The organism is Rothia sp. P5766, from assembly GCF_048513555.1.
In the GTDB taxonomy this organism is placed as follows: Bacteria; Actinomycetota; Actinomycetes; order Actinomycetales; family Micrococcaceae; genus Rothia.
In genome coordinates this window covers 73856-92123 of record NZ_JBLXXS010000006.1, presented here as the reverse complement: position 1 = coordinate 92123, position 18268 = coordinate 73856, and the positions used below count along the sequence as shown (strand labels likewise).

Annotated in this window: 17 protein-coding genes; all 17 read right to left on the bottom strand. The window is 55.7% G+C overall.

The window, feature by feature from the left end; genetic code table 11:
- Nucleotides 1-156 precede the first annotated feature (156 nt).
- The gene (locus ACN08V_RS04540) at nt 157-495 is read right to left on the bottom strand and encodes a DUF2469 family protein (protein ID WP_419099520.1); all 339 of its coding nucleotides are present in this window, start codon (nt 493-495) and stop codon (nt 157-159) included.
- A complete protein-coding gene (locus ACN08V_RS04535; protein WP_419104701.1) occupies nt 492-1274 on the bottom strand; it encodes a ribonuclease HII in 783 nt (260 codons plus the stop codon). Before ACN08V_RS04535 ends, ACN08V_RS04540 begins: the two co-directional genes overlap by 4 nt.
- A gap of 4 nt (nt 1275-1278) precedes the next feature.
- The gene (gene lepB, locus ACN08V_RS04530) at nt 1279-2010 is read right to left on the bottom strand and encodes a signal peptidase I (protein ID WP_419104700.1); all 732 of its coding nucleotides are present in this window, start codon (nt 2008-2010) and stop codon (nt 1279-1281) included.
- Nucleotides 2011-2123: 113 nt separating this feature from the next.
- Complete coding sequence (gene lepB, locus ACN08V_RS04525) at nt 2124-2789, bottom strand: signal peptidase I (protein ID WP_419104699.1); 666 nt, start codon at nt 2787-2789, stop codon at nt 2124-2126.
- Between the two features lie 24 nt (nt 2790-2813).
- On the bottom strand, nt 2814-3161 hold the full coding sequence (gene rplS, locus ACN08V_RS04520; RefSeq protein ID WP_419099516.1) for a 50S ribosomal protein L19: 348 nt from the start codon (nt 3159-3161) through the stop codon (nt 2814-2816).
- 300 nt (nt 3162-3461) lie between these two features.
- On the bottom strand, nt 3462-4256 hold the full coding sequence (gene trmD, locus ACN08V_RS04515) for a tRNA (guanosine(37)-N1)-methyltransferase TrmD (protein ID WP_419104698.1): 795 nt from the start codon (nt 4254-4256) through the stop codon (nt 3462-3464).
- Nucleotides 4257-4259: 3 nt separating this feature from the next.
- On the bottom strand, nt 4260-4868 hold the full coding sequence (rimM, locus tag ACN08V_RS04510; protein WP_419099514.1) for a ribosome maturation factor RimM: 609 nt from the start codon (nt 4866-4868) through the stop codon (nt 4260-4262).
- 144 nt (nt 4869-5012) lie between these two features.
- Nucleotides 5013-5255 carry an RNA-binding protein gene (locus ACN08V_RS04505; RefSeq protein ID WP_419099511.1) on the bottom strand — a complete coding sequence of 81 codons (243 nt, stop codon included), beginning with the start codon at nt 5253-5255 and terminating at the stop codon, nt 5013-5015.
- Between the two features lie 2 nt (nt 5256-5257).
- Nucleotides 5258-5686, bottom strand: a complete 429-nt coding sequence (rpsP, locus tag ACN08V_RS04500; protein ID WP_419104697.1) for a 30S ribosomal protein S16 — start codon at nt 5684-5686, stop codon at nt 5258-5260.
- Nucleotides 5687-5972: 286 nt separating this feature from the next.
- Nucleotides 5973-7142 (bottom strand): ABC transporter permease, encoded by a 1170-nt coding sequence (locus tag ACN08V_RS04495; RefSeq protein ID WP_419104696.1) that lies wholly within the window; start codon nt 7140-7142, stop codon nt 5973-5975.
- Complete coding sequence (locus tag ACN08V_RS04490; RefSeq protein WP_419104728.1) at nt 7139-8044, bottom strand: ABC transporter ATP-binding protein; 906 nt, start codon at nt 8042-8044, stop codon at nt 7139-7141. Before ACN08V_RS04490 ends, ACN08V_RS04495 begins: the two co-directional genes overlap by 4 nt.
- Nucleotides 8045-8189: 145 nt before the next feature.
- Nucleotides 8190-8876 carry a response regulator gene (locus tag ACN08V_RS04485; RefSeq protein WP_419104695.1) on the bottom strand — a complete coding sequence of 229 codons (687 nt, stop codon included), beginning with the start codon at nt 8874-8876 and terminating at the stop codon, nt 8190-8192.
- Nucleotides 8877-8878: 2 nt separating this feature from the next.
- The gene (locus tag ACN08V_RS04480) at nt 8879-10207 is read right to left on the bottom strand and encodes a sensor histidine kinase (RefSeq protein ID WP_419104694.1); all 1329 of its coding nucleotides are present in this window, start codon (nt 10205-10207) and stop codon (nt 8879-8881) included.
- Between the two features lie 145 nt (nt 10208-10352).
- Nucleotides 10353-12326 carry a hypothetical protein gene (locus ACN08V_RS04475; RefSeq protein WP_419104693.1) on the bottom strand — a complete coding sequence of 658 codons (1974 nt, stop codon included), beginning with the start codon at nt 12324-12326 and terminating at the stop codon, nt 10353-10355.
- A gap of 60 nt (nt 12327-12386) precedes the next feature.
- Complete coding sequence (locus ACN08V_RS04470) at nt 12387-12875, bottom strand: NUDIX domain-containing protein (RefSeq protein WP_419099505.1); 489 nt, start codon at nt 12873-12875, stop codon at nt 12387-12389.
- A gap of 226 nt (nt 12876-13101) precedes the next feature.
- The gene (gene ffh, locus ACN08V_RS04465; RefSeq protein WP_419099504.1) at nt 13102-14670 is read right to left on the bottom strand and encodes a signal recognition particle protein; all 1569 of its coding nucleotides are present in this window, start codon (nt 14668-14670) and stop codon (nt 13102-13104) included.
- A gap of 217 nt (nt 14671-14887) precedes the next feature.
- Nucleotides 14888-18175: a type ISP restriction/modification enzyme gene (locus ACN08V_RS04460; protein ID WP_419104692.1), complete on the bottom strand. Its 3288-nt coding sequence runs from the start codon at nt 18173-18175 to the stop codon at nt 14888-14890.
- Nucleotides 18176-18268: the final 93 nt, after the last annotated feature.

Here is an 18268-nt window from a genome sequence, read left to right as displayed (position 1 = left end):
AGCTACCAAAAGGTGAAAGAATGACGGCCTATTTCCTCGCAGACCTCTCGGGTGCTCACACCCGAGAGTCAATCACCCCACCAGCAGTAGGTAGCGCGGGTAGGGCAAAGCCCCGGTGGGAACTCACTCACCGGGGCCATGAGAACAAGACAGGCACTACCCTAAATCGGGGTCCAAATCAGTCAAATGAGGTACAACCAGTTCCTCCGCAGCCGCCCGCTCCTCAACGTTGATATCACGCACAGAGTAGACCCTCACATTCTTCACAAACCGGGAAGAACGGAAGACATCCCAGACCCACACGTCCTGAAGCTCAACCTCAAAATAGATAGCTCCGTCTGCGGTTCGCGGTCTTACCTGCACCTGGTTAGCCAGGTAAAAACGACGGTCGGTTTCCACTATGTAGGTAAAGAGCTCAGCGACATTCTTGTACTCTTCGTAGAGGGCAAGCTGGGCACCTGATTCGTAGCTCTCTAAATCTTCGTTACTGCTCATCGATCCTCCTTCTCTCGTTCAAGCAATGCGGCTTTCACCTGATCTGCTGTTGCTGGGAGCGACCAGCTCAGGCGGTGGACCGGTGTAGGGCCGGCCTCCTTAATCCTGGCCCGGTGAGTGGTAGAACCATAGCCCTTATTCTTGGCCCATCCAAAGCCCGGATAAGTACGGTCAAGCTCTACCATGAGCCCGTCGCGTTGGACCTTGGCTACCACTGAGGCGGCAGCAATGGAGGCACACCGGAGGTCTCCCTTAACTTCCATCTGGACCGGCCCGAACCAACCGTTCTGGGTACCCGGAACAGCTTTCCAAGCTTCTGCAACAAGGTCAGTGTAGAGTGCCTGGACTGGGTCAAGCTCAGCAAAAAGGTCATTCTGCGGGTCTGCCAGCCAGTTATGTTTGCCATCCAACAAGATAGCATCGGGGTAAGCCCCAGCGGCAGCTACCTGGGCAAGCGCTCGCTGACCTGCTAAGCGCAAGGCTGTGGTAATGCCCAGGGCGTCAATCTCCGCCGGTGATGCATGACCGACAGCGGTTACAGCCCACTGCTGAATCTCGGGGAGCATAGCCAAGCGTTTTTTCTCGCTCAGTGCCTTGGAATCAACCAGTCCCTCAACCTTCAGCTGGGCACCGGCCTTAATGACAGCTACCCCCACCGTCACCGGCCCAGCCAGCGGTCCACGGCCTACCTCATCCATACCGGCTAGCAGGGTAAGGCCCCGCGCAAACAGCGAGGACTCTACCGAAAGGTCAGCAACTGGCCTTGTTGTACCTACCAACTGGCTACTCGCTATCGGGGACCTGCGAAAAGACGTCATCGGCACCATTGATGAAAGTAAAGTTGGACAGCGGCCAAGCTACCACGAATACCTCACCAACCACCTCAGCATCGTTGATGAACTCTGTACCGGTCTCAATGTGGTAGCGGGAATCAGCCGAATTGGAACGGTTATCGCCCATGACGAAGTAGGAGCGTTCGGGGACAATGACGTCAAAGGCGACCTCGGTCGGTTTGACACCGGGCTTGAGGTAGGTTTCGTCAATCTTGACACCGTTGACAAAAATACGCCCGTCTGGGGTACCCACAACGTGATCCCCGCCGACACCGATAACGCGTTTCACAAGGTAGTTGGATGAGCTGTCTGGCATCACGCCCACAAAGGCTAGGGCATCGCGCACAGGGTTTGAGTTAGAAGACGCAGGCATCCACCCCTGGGCGTCTTTGAAGACCACGATATCGCCGCGCTCAGCCTCACCGAACAGTTCACCGGCCACATTCACAAAGACTCGGTCGTTGATCTGGAGAGTGTCCTCCATAGAGCTGGAGGGGATGAAGAACCCTCGTACCACAAAGGTTTTGAGCAAGAAAGCGATGAGGACCGCGTACAGAATAATCAGGGCGTACTCTTTGAGAGCGCTGTTTTCGCGGCGGCGTTTACCGCCTTTAGGTTTCTTCACCTTTGCGGTCTCGCGGTCGCTAGTCTCATCAATGTTTGCTGAGTTCTGCTGCTCCATGAGCATGCACCCTTCTGCTGAAAACGTCTTTACTGGTTTAGTTTAGTTGCTGATTCTGCAAGGACGGTGGAGGCCTTGGCCCAGCCCGGTTTGGGTAGGGGCCCTTGGTCACCTTAGTCAGGTGTGGTGCTACTTGGCCCTATTTTGTTCAAAGGCCAGACGGTATAGACGGGGGACCCAATCACCTTGTCCACCCTAACCATGCCACCTCCAGGTGCCCCCAAAAGCGCCCGTGAGTCAGCTGAGTTAGATCTGTTATCTCCCATAAGCCAGATTCTGCCCTCTGGAACCTGCACGCTAAAGGACACATCACTAGCACTCTCCCCCTGGGGCAGGTAGGGTTCCTCAAGCCGCTGGCCGTTCACCAAAAGGTAGCCCTCTGAATCGCAACATTCAACGGTGTCACCGCCCACCCCAATCACCCGCTTGATGTAAACCGTATCTGAACCCACCAATCCTAGCCACTGCCCAGCCGTTCCCAGCGGATCCCGAACCCAGGGACTACCGGATTGGTAGGGGGAAAAAGAACCGGTGCCGTCAAAAACGACTACGCTACCGCGCTCGATATGGCCGGACTGCTTGGAAACAATCAGCCGGTCCCCGGGCTCATAGGTCGGTTCCATGGAGGCAGAAGGAATGTAGTACACGTCATAAAAGAAAGACCGAATAACCAGGAGCACCGCCAAGGCAAGGAGCGAGGCAGTAGCAACAAGGCGCCAGCCCCGTAAAAAGGGTTGGCGCCTTGCCTCACTGGATTCGGCGGTGAGGCCGCTATCCATTGATAAAGGTGAAACCTAGTCGGTTTAGGCTTCGCGCTTCTCGCGGATACGAGCAGCCTTACCGTGGCGGTCACGCATGTAGTAGAGCTTGGCGCGACGGACGTCACCGCGGCTAACAACCTCAATCTTTTCGATGACGGGAGAGTGTACGGGGAAGGTACGCTCTACGCCAACACCGAAGGAAACCTTACGAACGGTGAAGGTTTCGCGGATGCCGCCACCCTGGCGACCAACAACGAAGCCCTTGAAGACCTGGACACGGCTGCGGTTACCTTCAACGATGTTGACGTGTACGTTGAGGGTGTCGCCGGGGCCGAACTCGGGGATGTCGGTGCGAAGTGACTTGTTGTCAATGAAGTCAAGAGTCTGCATTGAATTTCTCCGTGAATATCTCTGCCGCAGGTCAAACATATTCCTGATAAATCGTAGGCAGTGTCTGAGGACGCCGGGGCGCCAGACCGATGCTGTCTACGAGTAGATTGTTTCACCCTCACCCACTCTGGGGGCTTGGGTGGCTCATACTGTTAGCGGTCGCTCTTCCCCCTACGGCAGGGGCGTGCCCAGTATGAACACAAAAAATAATTATCTCACAGGAAATTAGCTCTGGCCAAGTATGCTGGCGGGAAAGATTGCTGACCTTGTGTGAGTTTAATTGCTTGGCTCTGGGGCTCCTTATGCAATGGCCGCTTGCTCGGCGGCTTTCTTAGCGGCATGCAGTTCTTGCAGGAGCTTACGGTCCTTCTTGTCCCAGCCCTCTTGGGGGTAGGCCTTTATCATGTCGTAGCGTCGCTCAAAGGTGCGGATAATCTGCTCATCGCGCCGCCAGCGGGCGATGGCCCCGTGGTTGCCAGATAGCAGAATAGAGGGAACCTGCTGGTCCCGCCAGGTAGCCGGTTTGGTGTAGACCGGGTATTCAAGCAAGCCGCCTGTGTGGGATTCTTCGTCCAGGGACTCGGGGTTGCCCATAGCACCGGGTATCAGGCGGGTAATAGCCTCAATCATGACCATGACCGCGACCTCTCCCCCATAGAGAACATAGTCACCAATGGATACCGGCATGACTCTAAAGCTTTGCTGGGCCCAGTTGAGTACCCGCTCGTCGATGCCCTCGTAGCGGGCGGGCGCAAAGACAATGTGTTGCTCTTCTTCGGCCAGCTGGTAGGCCAGTTGCTGGGTGAGGACCTGCCCGGCCGGGGAAGGAACGATCAGTAGCGGCTGGGAGTCGCCAGCAAGCGGGGAGTTAGCTAGGGCTTGGTCCAGGGCCAGGCCCCAGGGTTCGGGTTTCATGACCATGCCTGCTCCCCCGCCGTAGGGGGTGTCGTCCACGGTCTTGTGCCGGTCGGTGGCGTAGTCGCGCAGGTTGGTGAGGTTTAGCTCAACTTTGCCGGTCTCTTGGGCTTTGCCCAGCAGGGAAAGTTCCAGGGGCGCAAGGTACTCGGGGAAGATAGTAATGACATCAAAGCGCATGGGTTATGCGTCCTGCTCGTTTTCGCTCTCTTCGGTCTTGCTGTTGAGTTCCAGTAAGCCGGCGGGCGGGTCGATAATGACGTACCCCTCTTCAATATCAATAGCTGGAATAAGCTCTTCGACGAAGGGAATCATGACCTCGGAGCCGTCCGCGGTGTTTTTAAGGAGCATGATGTCCTGGGTGGGCATGGTCTGCAGGCCCACGACTAGGGCGATGGGTTCTTGGGGTAGGTAGCCGTCCTCGCTGATGTCAGAGGCCAGGTAGACCGGCAGATCCAGGAGTTGGTGCTCGTAGTAGCCTTCGCTATCGTCTTCTGCCGCTTCGGTGGTGGAGTCGAAGCTGAGGCGGGTGTCGCGTAGGAGTTCGGCCTGGTTGCGGTTTGTGATTTCTTGGAAGGCTACGACCAGGATTTTTTTGTTCCAGCGGGAGTTTTTGACAGTCAGGCTACCTGCCGGTGCCAGGGCACCGGCAGGAGTTGCGGGGTTGTGGTTTTCGATCTCGAGGACGGAGCCGGGGGCGAAGCGTTCTTGGGGGGAATCGGTGAAAAGCTGGACGGTGACTTCGCCGCGAATGCCGTGGGGTTTGCCGATTCGGGCTACCTGGACCTGCATGGGTGGCTCCTTGAGGGGTTGGGGATGAGGGGTGTTCTTGTTCTTACACTCTACCGGTAGCGCAATGGTGCGGGCACAAAACGCACCGGGGCAGGCAAAAGCCCCGCGCCGGTTTCCCGGAGCGGGGCTTCTTCAAGTATTCAGTTAGCGTCGTCGATCGGTCTCGATGACATCTACCCTAAGACGGTCACCATCATTAATGGCGTTGACCACGGTGCGGATGCTCCTGGCGGTTCGGCCAGAACGGCCAATCACGCGACCCAGATCATCGGGGTGGACGCTGACTTCCAGAGTTTCACCGCGCCGACCGGTCTTAGCCCGAACCTTCACGTCCTCTGGGTTATCGACGATACCCCGAACCAGGTGTTCGAGAGCGTCAGCCAACATGATTACTCTGCTGCTTCCTCAGAAGCGGCTTCTTCAGTAGCCTCTTCAGCGGGAGCTTCCTCAGCCTTGTCCTCACCCTTGGGGGTGATAGCCTCGGGCAGGATGACCGAGCCCTTCTCGGGAACAACGAACTCAGGCTTAGCGTCAACAGGCTTGACCTGGTTTTCAGCCTTTTCGCCCTTGGCAGCAGCCAGGTCGCCGGTTAGCTTCAGCAGAGCAGCTACCTGCTCGGTGGGCTGGGCGCCAACTGACAGCCAGTACTGGGCACGCTCTGAGTTGATTTCGATGCGTGAGGGGTTCTCGGTCGGGTGGTAAATACCGATTTCCTCGATAGCCTTACCGTCACGCTTGGTGCGTGAGTCAGCTACTACAACACGGTAGCGGGGATCGCGGATTTTACCGAAACGCTTGAGACGAATTTTAACAGCCACTGTAGTGGTTTCTCCTGTTTTCTATCAGTGTTCGAAGAACTGGTCCTGGCTCGTGGGGCGGGCCTGACCAAGCTCCTCTGCGGACACAACCTCCCCCGGATGAGAGGGGCCGGGGAAAATCGAGTACCCGTCAAGTATGCCAGCTTGTTCCCACTTAAGCTAGGCTTTAGCCACCTAAAAGCGGTGTGTTGTGTCTAATGCCTATGAGGCTGTGCCCGCCGACTGGCTCGGCTCTGGCGGTCAGGGGAGGTCGGCAGGCTCAGCCGCGAGCGTGCAGGGAGCAGGTTTACTTTTTGACTGCCTGCCTCCAGCTGACCGAGCCACCGCCGCGCATGATATTGGAGTGATAGATTCGGGCACCCAGGCGGGTCAACAGGGCTGCCGCCAGCAGGGTAAGGCCCAATGCGGCCAGTGGCTCCCACAGGGCCACTTCTTCCGTCAGTAGACGGCGGGGCATAGCGATGGAAGACAGCACCGGCACAAAGGATACTATTTTCAGGATGGTACCCGAAGCATAAACTCCGCCAAAGAGGGCGGCTAACAAAACCATAGTGACGGGGCTAGCCAGGTTGGCTATATCTTCGGTACGGGCCGCCATAGCCCCCACAGCCGCCCAGATAGTTGCAATAGCAGTGAAGCCGGCAATATAGAAGACAGCAAACCAGCCTGCCGAAGGTAGGATCCAGCCAAACTCAGCGGCAGCTCCGGTAACCTGTAAACCGATCAGGGCAACGATTGCGTAAGCAGCAACCTGCAGGATAGCCAGGATCAAATTGCCCACTACCTTGCCTGCTAGCACCTGCCTTAGGGGGACGGCGGTAGCGATGATTTCTACGATGCGATTCTGTTTTTCTTCCACAACGCTATTAGCGATGGCAACACCAAAAAGCACAGTACTCATATAAAAGAGCATGGCAAAGACAAAAGCCACCAGGAAGGCTAGGGCGGTGTTATCGTTACCGGAGATAGAGCTACTCGTCACCTTAGTTCCAGCACTGAGGGCCTCTAGGTCTATGCCCTGGGCTGCTGCGTTTTGGGCGGTGACGGTGGAGGTAATGGCCTCGCTCATATCGTTGAACAGGCTCTTATCGGGCTCGCTGTCAAAAACCAGCTCCCAGCCACTATCGGTGGGTGCTAGATAGGCATCAGCATCGCCGTCTTTGACCAGGGCGCGGGCGGCATCGGCATCGGCTACTTGGGTAGCGGTGAAGCTGGTGTCTTGGTCACTGGTGGCATCAGCTACGGTGACGAAGGAGCTGCCTCGGCTGTCAGTGGTGGCTAGGGTGTATTCTTTGCCGCCGGAGTTGAGGAAGTAGGGAATAAGGATACTCGCTAGCACGATTAATACTGTGAAAATAGTACTACCGACAAAGCTCTTGTCTTTGAGCTTGACCATGACCTCCCGTGTGGCCACAATCTGCCAGGCGTTTTTGGGCTGATTAATCGTAGTGCTCATTGCTGGGTTACCTTCCGGTAGATATCGCCAAGAGTGGGTAGCTGACGGGAGAATTCGTGCATGTCGTGTTCGATGCCCTGGCGGAGGAGGGCGGTGCGAGTGGCATGCAGGTCGGCGCCGGGTTCGATTTCTAGGATGGCTTGGGTTCCGGCAACGTCCAGGACCTTGAGGCCGGGGAATTCACGCAACCAGGCGGCATCTTGGCCGCCCTTGTAGATGAACCGAGGTGCACCGGCCTGACGGAGGTCTTTGGCTTTGCCTGCGGCAGGGATACTGCCCTGGTGCAGGATAACCACGGAGTCGCAGAGGCGTTCGACCAAATCAAGCTGGTGGGAGGAGAAGAGAACGGGGACACCCTGTCGCATGAGCGAGCGGAGCATAGCGACCATGGTATCGACGGCTTGAGGATCTAGGCCAGAGAAGGGCTCGTCCAGGATCAGGGCGCTGGGGTTATGCAGGATCGAGGCTACAATCTGGACTCGTTGCTGGTTGCCCAGGGAAAGGGCTTCGAGCTTGTCGTTGAGTCGCTCCCCCAGCCCCAGTTCGCTCAGGTGCTCAGCGGCAAGGCTTTTGGCGCTGCTTGCGCTCATTCCGCGGAGCTGGCCCAGGTAGGTGAGCTGGGCCAGGATGGGCTGTTTGGGGTAGAGGCCGCGTTCTTCGGGCATGTAGCCAAAGCTGGCACGGTCGGCGGAGGTAATCTCTCGACCCCGGTAGCGGATTGAACCTGCGGTGGGTTCGAGCAGGCCCATGATCATACGCATAGTGGTGGTTTTACCTGCACCGTTAGCGCCAAGGAATCCAGTCATGCTCCCGGGTTCTACGGTAAAGCTCACCTGATCAACAACGGTCTTGGTGCCGTAGGTCTTGGTCAGACCTTGCACCTCAATTCTGTTAGCTTGCATCACGGTCTTTCTCCTGGGGAGGTAGGGCTAGCTGCTGTGCTTGCCCCAGTATGTGGTTTTGTTTCTATCTATCACTCTAGGTTTGGGCCAGCATAAAGAACTCCCCCGGGAGGGGGAACCTCTCGGGGGAGTTGTGTGGGGTGGATCAGCTGACCAGCCCTACGCGGTGGGCAAAGATAACCGCCCCGACTCTGTCCCTGCTGTGGGTCTTAGCCAAGATGTTAGAGACATGGGTTTTGACAGTAGCGGCTCCCAGGAACAGGCTTGAGGCTATCTCGGCGTTGGTCATGCCCCCTGCCAGCAGTTCGAGGGTCTCTTTCTCGCGCGGGGTCAGAGAGCTCAGAGCAAAGGCATCCTCAGGGCTCAGCTCAGGCCCGCTCCCCTGCTTGTTTTCCTTCCCCCGAGAGGTGGATTGCACGAACCGGGCGATGAGTGGCAGGGTCATCTCGGGTGAGAGCAGGGCCAGGCCGCTGGCTACCTTACGGATAGCATCGACCAGGTCATCGGCATCGGATGTTTTGAGCAGGAAGCCACTGGCTCCGGCTTCGAGAGCCGCAAAGAGGTAGTCCTCCCGATCAAAGGTGGTCAGAATCAGGACGGCGGTTTCGGGGTAATCTTGGCGGATACGCGCGGTGGCTTCGATACCGTCCATGACCGGCATCTGAACGTCCATCAGAATGACATCAGGCCGAGTCTGCCCGGTCAGGGCTATCGCGTCCTGTCCGTTACCCGCTTGGCCAACGACCTCCATATCCTCTTCCATAGAGAGAATCAGCGAGAAGCCGCTCCGAACCAGTTCTTGGTCATCGGCCAGAAGAACTCGAATGCTCATGGTTACTTTTCTTCCTGGTAGTCTTCAAAATGGACGGGGAACCGAACGAGTACCCTCCAGCCCTCGGCTCCTGTGCGAGGGCCAATCTGGGCGCTACCGCCGAGAGCGGCGGCTCTTTCCCTGATGCCCTGAAGTCCGTACCCAGCCCTTGGCCTAGCCTGGCTGTTTTCTGTCAAAGTACCGTCATCGGTGACTTCAAGCTCCGCCCAGGTCTTCTCCCCTTGACCGCCGGTACGCAGAGCCAGGATCACCGACCGAGCCGATGAATGTTTACGAACGTTTGTTAGGGCCTCCTGGGCCATACGGTAGATGGAGAGCTGGGTGCCCTGGTGGAGGCCCTCTATTTTTTCCAGGCTCTGGGTATCTACCTGTATCACAGTTTCAATGCCACTTTCTTGCATACTGTGGGCCAGGGCCGGAATATCAGCTACTTGGGGTTCCTTGGCAGTACTACCGGGATCAGCCTCTGACTCTCTCAAAATCCGAATGAGGTTCTTCATCTCTGCCACCGATGAACGGGCCAGCTTTTCAATATTCCGTAGTGGTACTGTAGCTAGCTCAGGTTTTTTCCTGAGGGCTCGGTCTGCCGCAGCAGCCTGAACTCCTATGGACGAGACATGATGGCCCACCGAGTCGTGAAGCTCCCGGGCTATGCGCAACCTGTCCTTATGAACTGCATCCTGGGCTATCTGAACGGCCTGAGCCTCAAGCTGGTCGGCCTGCTGGGCCAGAATATGACGCTGATAGGCCTCCTTCCAGGCAGTACGCCCCAGGGCACCAGCCAGGCCGAAGTAAGAGATATTGACTAAGGTCATTACTATATAAGAGGCTGTAGGGCGACTAAAGAGCCCCCCGCTGTAGTTCTCAATCCCAAAGAGGTTAAAAGCAGAACCCAAGGTCAGCCAGATAGCGATAATCCACAGAAAAACTGAAAGGCAGACTAAGGCGTAAGCAATCCACAGCATAGCCCGGTTTTTAGCCCAAGCCACTGCTGTGTAAAGCACAGTAAAGTAGCATAACTGAGAGCTGAGTGTAGAGACTGCAAGCTGGGAAAAGCTACTCATACCGAAAAATATGGCGGTAGCTACCAGCAGGGTTGCTATGGGGTAACGCCGCCGGGTCATCAGCGGCAGGGTCAAGGCGGCAACAACATAATAGCTCTTGACCGTTTGCTCTGGGTCACTGCTGTAGAGCCCACTGCTGTGTAAGCCGGCATTGTAGAGCAGGCTGATAGCTAAAATAAGGACCCAGGCCCAGATATCGCGCCGCAGGCTAGCCCTTGGCGGGGTGGGCCGCTCCCAGTCAGGATCGATACGGTTCCAGGTGCTCATGGTAGGCAGGAAAAGTCTTTTCACCCGCCCACCCTATCAAGCCTGCTAGCCCTTCAAACTCCCCCATCCGGGGGATATATGACCCAGTTCTAGGTGCCCTTAGAAGAAGTGAACTAGACACCAGGCCACAAACCCCGGTCTGGTTTTATTCGGACCTAGGCCCAAGATACTTCTGGCCAGCCCTCCTAGCTTTTGCCCCCAGGCCTGTAAAGGCTCTGCGGCTCAAAGTTTTCAGACTCTTGAGGTCAAGCGGATGAGGATTTTTCTGCTCAGCTTCTTCTTTCTGAGCTTGTAGCTCATCAAGAATTGAGGTAGGCGGCGCATGCCCCTGCTCCGCAGCAGGGGGGTGGACCTGGTGAAGCCAGCTATAAGCACGAGCAAGGACCAGCTCTGCGGCTCCGCTTGCCCCCAGCGCCGCTGCGCTAACAGCGGCACCGCGGGCAGGCTGGCCCTTGAGAAGACGGCGGGTAGCCCACACAGCCAGCAGGCCGGAAGCACCCAATTGAGCAAAGCCATCTGCTGCCGCTAGCCAGGGCCGCTGAATCAGCTCACGGGACACAGCGCTGAGCCTATCAGTACCGTTGGGGTAGGCAGTGACGCTCTCCTTGAGCCGGTCCAGGCCGCTCATCTGCGGGCTAAATTCCCGATAGCCTACAAAGTCGGCAAGGAGCACGGAGCCATCGATAACTTTAAGGAGTTCATCAGGCAGTTCCAGCGCGTGCAGGGCAGATTCTAAACCTTCGGCGCTGGCACCATCCATGACATAGTTGGTCAGTCGTCTGCTCGCCTGCTCATCCAGGCCGTAGAGCCAGATGAGCTGGTCCAGGTTATCGCCGGTCACGATGTCCTGGTGCGGGTTGGGTAGGCGCCCCGGCAGGGACCAGAGCATGTCTCCAAGGGGGCTTTCAAAGGGCAAGCTCACGGTACCGCGTTTGGCTATGCCCGACCAGCTAAAGGTCAGGACTGCCCCCAGGCGAGCATTATCAGGTGCCCCCAGGGCGCGGTTGACCCAGTCGGTTACGGACCCTTCAGCAGGCCCCTGGGCACTCTGAGAGGGTAAAACAAAGCTGAGGTTGTGGGCAAAGAATGTTTTTTCGGCAACGATAGCCGGTACGTTCATGGTCTGTATCAGACGGCTTAGGGTCAGGCTGTCTGCCTGGAGCAGCGACCAGCCCTTATCAGCAGGGGCCGCTTGAACCTCACCGGCTATGATCTCGGGGCGCATATAGCCGGGCAGGCCACTCATGGGCAGCTCTACCAAAGCGGCACACCGGCCAGCAGGGTCAAGGTCGAGCCGATCAAGCCCATCAGAAAAATTGGCGGTGTGTAGGAAATCGCTACCATCGAGCACCCACTGAACACGCCCAGCGGGGAAGCTGGCGGTTAGTTGATCCACAAAGGTCTTCAGGGCAACCCCCGCGAACAGTTCACCCTCTTCGTTGGTCTGTACAGTGCCCAGCGCTCCCCCAGCTTGGCTCTGCTCGCACAGAATGTAGAGCTGAGCGCGGCCACCCTGCATCTCATAGACGGTGGCTTCGGAGCGTGCGGCTAGGAAAGCTGGAAGGTCAAGGGCAAAGTCCCAGTGGGAGTCAGTCTCAAAAGGGGCAGATTCACTCTCTGTGAGAACAACCCGGCCCTCTTGGGCTGAATCCGTTTCGGGAGCTTGGCTAGTCTCTTCGGTTTCTGCCTCAGCCTGCACCTGCGAGGAGCTATTGCTCTGAGTGCCCTCGTCCACAATGCGCTGAATCAGCTCATCAAATTTCTGGGGGTCTGCCACCAGCTCGTCCACCATCCGCAGGTCTTCAACGCTCATAGGCTCAGTATGCCCCCCTGCGGCCTGCACGTTCACAGTGGCCTGATACTGGATCAAGTCGATGATATTCGCTAGCTGTTCACGCACCTGGCGCTTGATTTCTTCTTCCGAAACAGCCCGACTCTCCTTGCTACCCGGTTCGGTGCTATCGGCCTGGTCCGGGGTAAGGGCAAGGGCTGCCGGCCAGTCCTTGGGATCATCAACAACCGATAATCTCATACGAACCCACACGGTGCCAGCTTCCACCTGTTCGCCATTAGCAGGGGGCAAGGGATTGTGCTCGGGTTCGTCCAGGGGGAATGTCATAAAGCCTTTTCCTTGAAAGATGAGCGCCCCTTATCAGAGGGGTCAGGGCGGTAGGTGGTTCTAGCGGGCGGTGCTTGAAAACTCGTAGACAGCACCGGTGTCTAAAGCCCGGTAGGCTTGGCGAAGGCGGTGGGCGTGGCGGGCACCAAAATAGCGGTCCAGGTCCTCCGGCGCAACCCACTCATAGCCCACCAGTTCTTCTTCTTGCAGGGTGATTTCGGCACCCTCGGGCACTACCCCTGCATCGTAAATGTAGTAGGTTGAGTCGCCCCAGATACCCATCGCTAAGCCGTGAAAGATCACCAGAAGGCGGCCAGGTTCTAAGTCCAAGCCCACTTCTTCAGCGACCTCGCGGAAGCAGCCCTCCTGAGGTGCTTCACCAGCTTCAACCGTTCCACCGGGCACAGTCCAGCCGTCCTTGTAGTTGGGCTTAACTGCCAGCATGCGTCCCTGAGTATCACGAATCAGAGCACCGGCGGCCAGACGTCGGGTAGGCAATGTAGCAATAAAGGCTTTGAGCTCATCTTCAGGCAGGTAAGAATCAAGCATGTCAGTCTTCCCTCGGTTCATAAATACAGTGCTGTGCCCAGCGTGCAGGCCTACACCCAAATAGGTGTCACTACCCAATGTACATCTGTCACAGGGCACTCAACAGCAGGGTGTCCCCTTGCACTCTCTCAGCAGAATAGGAGCACTAGAAGATAAGAAGCGGGCGGGCCAGTCACTAGGACCGCCCCGCCCGCTCACCAATCCCGGGCTGTCACCTAATCACGCCCTACTTAAGGAATTTCTCGAAGCCCTTAGGCAGGTTCATCTCGGACATATCAAAGTCCTGCTTCTGCTGGCCAAAGGCTGAGCCTGCCGCGCTCTGCTTCTGAGCGGCGGCCTGTTCCTGGGCGGCACGCTTGGCGGGATTACCGGAACGAGCCTTAGACTTCTTGCCCTTACCCTTACCCTTGCGGGCAGCGCCACCAGCGGCGGCCATACCCGGCATCTGCATGCCACCGGGCATACCGGCCATATTGCCACTGGCCAACTTCTTCATCATCTTCTGAGCCTGGGCGAAACGCTCCATGAGCAGGTTCACCTCGGTCACGCTCACACCGGCACCCTTCGCGATACGGGCACGGCGCGAACCGTTAATAATCTTGGGAGCGACACGCTCGTGCGGGGTCATTGACCTGACGATTGCCTCAACCCGGTCAATTTCCTTCTCGTCAAAGTTCTCCAGCTGCTGGCGAATCTGAGCCGCACCGGGCATCATCATCAGCAGTTTCTTCATGGAGCCCATCTTGCGAATCTGCTGCATCTGAGCGAGGAAGTCCTCAAAGGTGAAGTCTTCCTGGTCCACGAACTTCTTGGCCATGCGGTCAGCTTCGGCCTTGTCCCAGGTCTGCTCAGCCTGCTCAATCAGGGTGAGCACATCGCCCATGTCCAAGATACGGCTGGCCATACGGTCCGGGTGGAACTGCTCAAAGTCGCTGACGTTCTCACCGGTTGAAGCGAACATAATCGGCTTGCCGGTCACCGAAGCAACGGAGAGGGCAGCACCACCGCGGGCATCGCCATCGAGCTTGGAGAGGACAACGCCGGTAAAGTCCACGCCCTCGTTGAAGGCGTTGGCGGTGTTCACGGCATCCTGACCAATCATGGCGTCAATGACGAAGAGAACTTCGTGGGGCTCGATGGCATCGCGGATATTGCGGGCCTGTGCCATCAGCTCGGCATCAAGGCCCAAACGACCTGCGGTATCGACAATGACTACGTCGTGGAGCTTGGCGCGGGCCTCAGCCACACCGTCACGGGCCACCTGAACGGGGTCGCCGGTGGGAGCGTCAAATTCACTGGTGACACCGGGGTGCGGTGCGTAGACGGGAACGCCAGCGCGTTCACCAACTACCTTGAGCTGGTTGACGGCGTTGGGGCGCTGAAGGTCAGAAGCAACCAGCATGGGGGTGTGCCCCTGCTTCTTGAGCCAGTGCGAGAGCTTACCGGCCAGGGTGGTCTTGCCGGCACCCTGCAAACCAGCCAGCATGATGATAGTCGGGCCGGTCTTGGCCATGTTAATGCGGCGGGTCTGCCCGCCCAGGATATTGACCAGCTCTTCGTTAACGATCTTGACGATCTGCTGGCTGGGGTTGAGAGCTTCAGAGACCTCCGCGCCCAGGGCACGTTCTTTGACGTGGGCGGTGAACTCGCGTACCACGGGCACGGCGACGTCGGCATCCAACAGGGCGCGGCGGATTTCGCGTACTGTGGCGTCGATGTCCGCTTCGGTGAGCTTGCCTTTACCGCGTAGGTTTTTGAAGGTTGCTGTCAACCGGTCTGAGAGTGAATTGAACACGAGCTGTGCACTACTTTCGTGGCTGGATGGGTTCGAGGAGGGGAACTGCGTCCACTCAAATGTAAGTCAGCTATTAAGAATAACGCATCAGGACCCGTTCTAGCAGGGTTCAGGTACAGACTATTGGTCGAAGAATAGATACATCTGCCCGATAAAGAACAACTGGGGTGGACACATCCACCCCAGTTAGAGGACCTATATAAATTACCTAACTTTGTTAGCTGGGCATCTTGGGCTTACGACTTCGGCTAGTCTGAGGGAAGATTACCCCAGCTTTCTCAAATTCCTCAAGAGAAATGAGCGGACCGGTCAAGACAGCTTCCAACAGAGTCTGTTGCTGGTCTTCAAGGTATATAAGATGAGTAAGAACAGCGAGAAGCTCGTTAAACTCTTCCGACCACTCCCGAGGCCATGACTCTTGAACAATATTGTTCAGGGGAGAGGTACGTTTACCATTAGGGCTTTTGAGCCTATATCCCGCCCATGAGCCAATCACGTTGTTTCCACCCACTGCGTAATCAAAGACACGGCGATCAACGCCAGACCAGATTGCGTTACCAAAGCACACTACTCTTTCGTAGGAATGCTCGCCGATGGTGATAGAGGGCTCCCATGTCGGCTTATCCTCTGGCATATCACGGCCCATGGCCTTCTCATAGATTGGCAGGCTGTACCCATCACCTGCATCTCTGATTCTCGATATCCCTGGAATAGGTTCACCGACTTCTCCATAGGTATGGAGCCAGACGATATTACGGCCTAGTTTCACTAGGTTAGTCCACAGCTCGGGGTCAGCCGTAACCGGAACACGGATACCAGCTTCTTGCAGTTCTTCATCAAAGGTTCGAACGTAACCAGAGTGTCCAGTAATCCCAGCTAGGTAAAACACGATATCTTCTTCAGTGACCTCTAATCCGAGTCTATCAGTGAGCGAGGAGAGGATACCTTCAATAAGGTTGGCACTACCATCCGGGTGATAAAGGGGGTGGACACGCCCACCTCGATTATTGAAATGGTTCATGTCCGGTATCAGCGAATCAAAATACAATCCGGGGCCAGATTCTGGGAAACGAGCATGTTGTTCCACCACAAAAATCTGGCCGGGAATGCGTGCTGCCCATAGTTCTTTACGGGGACGTTCTATTGCCCGAGAATCAGCAATCAAATATTGTCTGTCAAATGACCTATAGGCTATCGGAATTGTTGTCGGTTGACTCAGCCAATCCAATTCATTGATAGTTATAGTTGTATTTTGCTCAGTATCTGAACCGGGTAATGGCTTACAGGACTTCTGAAGGGATGTACTGGAAGTTTCCTTGAACATCTCTTTTTTGAGTTCAAGGTTTTCCTCGGAGACAAGGTGCGTCCAGCGGGTTTCTAATACCGTGGCTGATGGCGCATAGACCCAAGTCTTATTAGGCTTAACACCTGGGCTTTGCCATAGAAAGAGGTCGGAAATAGCCGGGTAGCTATCCCAATCACTTGTCGGCTTAGGCGTGAACTTATCCCCCCAGCCCTCACGAACTGGCTCGAAACGCTCACTCTTGAGAGTCAGAGACTCTAGTTGCTTGAATTTATGTTCTCGAGTTCCCCCCAGAGCAATGTAACGGATATCAGCTGGGGTATCCTCGGAGGTTCCCGGTTCTCTTACAAAGAGCGCAATGGTCACAGGAGTCTCAATATTGAATATGGCGTTCTTAGCCGGTGGTGTACGCCCTTCAGGAGTTACGTTAATAATCCAGCCTCGACTGGTCTTACGGCGAATGTACTCACGCATACCCGAAAAACCTGGGCCACGCAGATAGCCATCTGCTGTAATGAAACAAACCACCCCTGCATCCGCTGTCTCAGCAGATTCAAAGACCTTCCAGAAGGCCCACCGCCAAAAGTAAACATAGAGATTTTTCAGGACATATTCAAAACGCCCATTGCCCTCCTTACGGAAGTCAGCAAGAGGGACCCCTGAATCGATGTTACCCGACTCTATCCATCCCCCCAATCCCTCAGATTTATCTTTATAAGGCGGGTTACCTATGCACACCTGAATCGGGGTTTCAGCTTTAACCTTGTTCGCTAAAATCCGTTGCTGGGCAATCACCTGTAGGTTATAGCTCATACGCTTATTCGAGGTGGCAGTAGGGTCTTCCAAAGTATCCGTGACATATAGATTTAACCCCTCGTCTGGGATCGTGCCACCAAGCTGCTCAATTGTCTGACTAATACGGAGTTCTGCCACCGCAAATGAACCAGACTGTAGCTCAAAACCGTAAAGGTTCTCAGCCATTGCGCTGACGCGGTCAGCAGCTTCCCCAGGGCCTAACAAGTCGGGATTAGCAGCAACAGAGCGCAAAACTGACAGCGGATACGTACCTGTACCCATCGCCGGGTCAATTACAGCTACCCCATCCGATGCTAGCCCCATATCTTTCCCTAAGAAACCACGGAGAGCTTCATCAGTCAGCCGAACCATAGAGTCCACAACTTCAACAGGCGTATAGTAACTACCCGTTTTCTTGCGTAGCTCAGGATCATAAACGCTCAAGAAATGCTCGTAAAGGTGGAGGTAAACGTCCTCTTTCCCCTGAGAAATCTCCTCCCAGGCAACGGCCTCAAACATTCTGGTGATAATAGTCAAAGTCCGATAAAGGGGGCTGTCTGCATTTATGTAGTCAGTTAGCAAACCTAAAGCGCTCCCCAAAAGGCCATGATTACCGCGCAAATCACGTGACACAGCGTTGAGAGATTGAACATTGACCTCAAGGCCTTCAGATACGGCAATAATCAGAGAGAATACTACGGTCTGTGCGAAACCATCCGCGAATTCTTCATCAGTGGCACCAGGGTAGAGAACGCTACGCCAGTCATCTTTCAAACCTAAAAGGTACAAATCAGCTAAGGCAACCCTGGGATTATTGTTCTTGGCCTTACGCTGTTCCTTGAGTTGGACCAGTATCTCCTCGCGAAGCAGAGCTGCGAGCTGCCCCATGCGCTCCACCAAAGAACTCGCCTTAGTAACCGGTAGCGGTTCCCAGGCCAAAAAAGTCCTTAAGAGTCGCTCAAACTGGTAGATTGCTTCATCTGGAGTAACCGCATAGAGATGAATAGTTGCCTGGGCAACTAGCTCACCAAATGAATACAGATACCATTCAGAGCCATTGGTATAGAGAAGATTTGGCAAACGCCTTAGCTTTCTCCATTGTTCTTTATTACGCTTATCAAAGCTCACTGGGTCTAGCGAAGTTCCTGGTTTCTTTAACTCAACATGGCCCGTAAGTAGGCCGTCCACAACAACGCCAAAATCAGGACGTGCATCGCCCCCATCTAGGCGAGTTTCCCGAACTGTTACTACAGTACCCACTCCGGATATTGAACTTGTCCCTACATTTTGGATAAGAACCGCGGCAGGTGTTGTGAGCTGCGCTTCAGGCTCCCCTATGCCAGTTGCTAGGTTTTGTTTAACGGCTTTAACATACTCGTCTAGATATGCTTTTGTTGTCTGAGTCAAAGGGGAACCTCGTGGAAGCTGAATACGTTTATTGTCGCCCTCATTGTATCGTCGACGACTCTGATCACCGTCACGAACAGGCTGGTAAATGCA

Bases quoted from the DNA above. Each gene is read 5' to 3' on its own strand.
- ACN08V_RS04475 (WP_419104693.1), bottom strand. From the start codon at position 12,326: ATGACATTCCCCCTGGACGAACCCGAGCACAATCCCTTGCCCCCTGCT.
- ACN08V_RS04505 (WP_419099511.1), bottom strand. From the start codon at position 5,255: ATGTTGGCTGACGCTCTCGAACACCTGGTTCGGGGTATCGTCGATAAC.
- ACN08V_RS04540 (WP_419099520.1), bottom strand. From the start codon at position 495: ATGAGCAGTAACGAAGATTTAGAGAGCTACGAATCAGGTGCCCAGCTT.
- ACN08V_RS04495 (WP_419104696.1), bottom strand. From the start codon at position 7,142: ATGAGCACTACGATTAATCAGCCCAAAAACGCCTGGCAGATTGTGGCC.
- ACN08V_RS04470 (WP_419099505.1), bottom strand. From the start codon at position 12,875: ATGCTTGATTCTTACCTGCCTGAAGATGAGCTCAAAGCCTTTATTGCT.
- rplS (WP_419099516.1), bottom strand. From the start codon at position 3,161: ATGCAGACTCTTGACTTCATTGACAACAAGTCACTTCGCACCGACATC.
- ACN08V_RS04485 (WP_419104695.1), bottom strand. From the start codon at position 8,876: ATGAGCATTCGAGTTCTTCTGGCCGATGACCAAGAACTGGTTCGGAGC.
- trmD (WP_419104698.1), bottom strand. From the start codon at position 4,256: ATGCGCTTTGATGTCATTACTATCTTCCCCGAGTACCTTGCGCCCCTG.
- rimM (WP_419099514.1), bottom strand. From the start codon at position 4,868: ATGCAGGTCCAGGTAGCCCGAATCGGCAAACCCCACGGCATTCGCGGC.
- ACN08V_RS04490 (WP_419104728.1), bottom strand. From the start codon at position 8,044: ATGCAAGCTAACAGAATTGAGGTGCAAGGTCTGACCAAGACCTACGGC.
- ACN08V_RS04480 (WP_419104694.1), bottom strand. From the start codon at position 10,207: ATGAGCACCTGGAACCGTATCGATCCTGACTGGGAGCGGCCCACCCCG.
- lepB (WP_419104700.1), bottom strand. From the start codon at position 2,010: ATGGAGCAGCAGAACTCAGCAAACATTGATGAGACTAGCGACCGCGAG.
- lepB (WP_419104699.1), bottom strand. From the start codon at position 2,789: ATGGATAGCGGCCTCACCGCCGAATCCAGTGAGGCAAGGCGCCAACCC.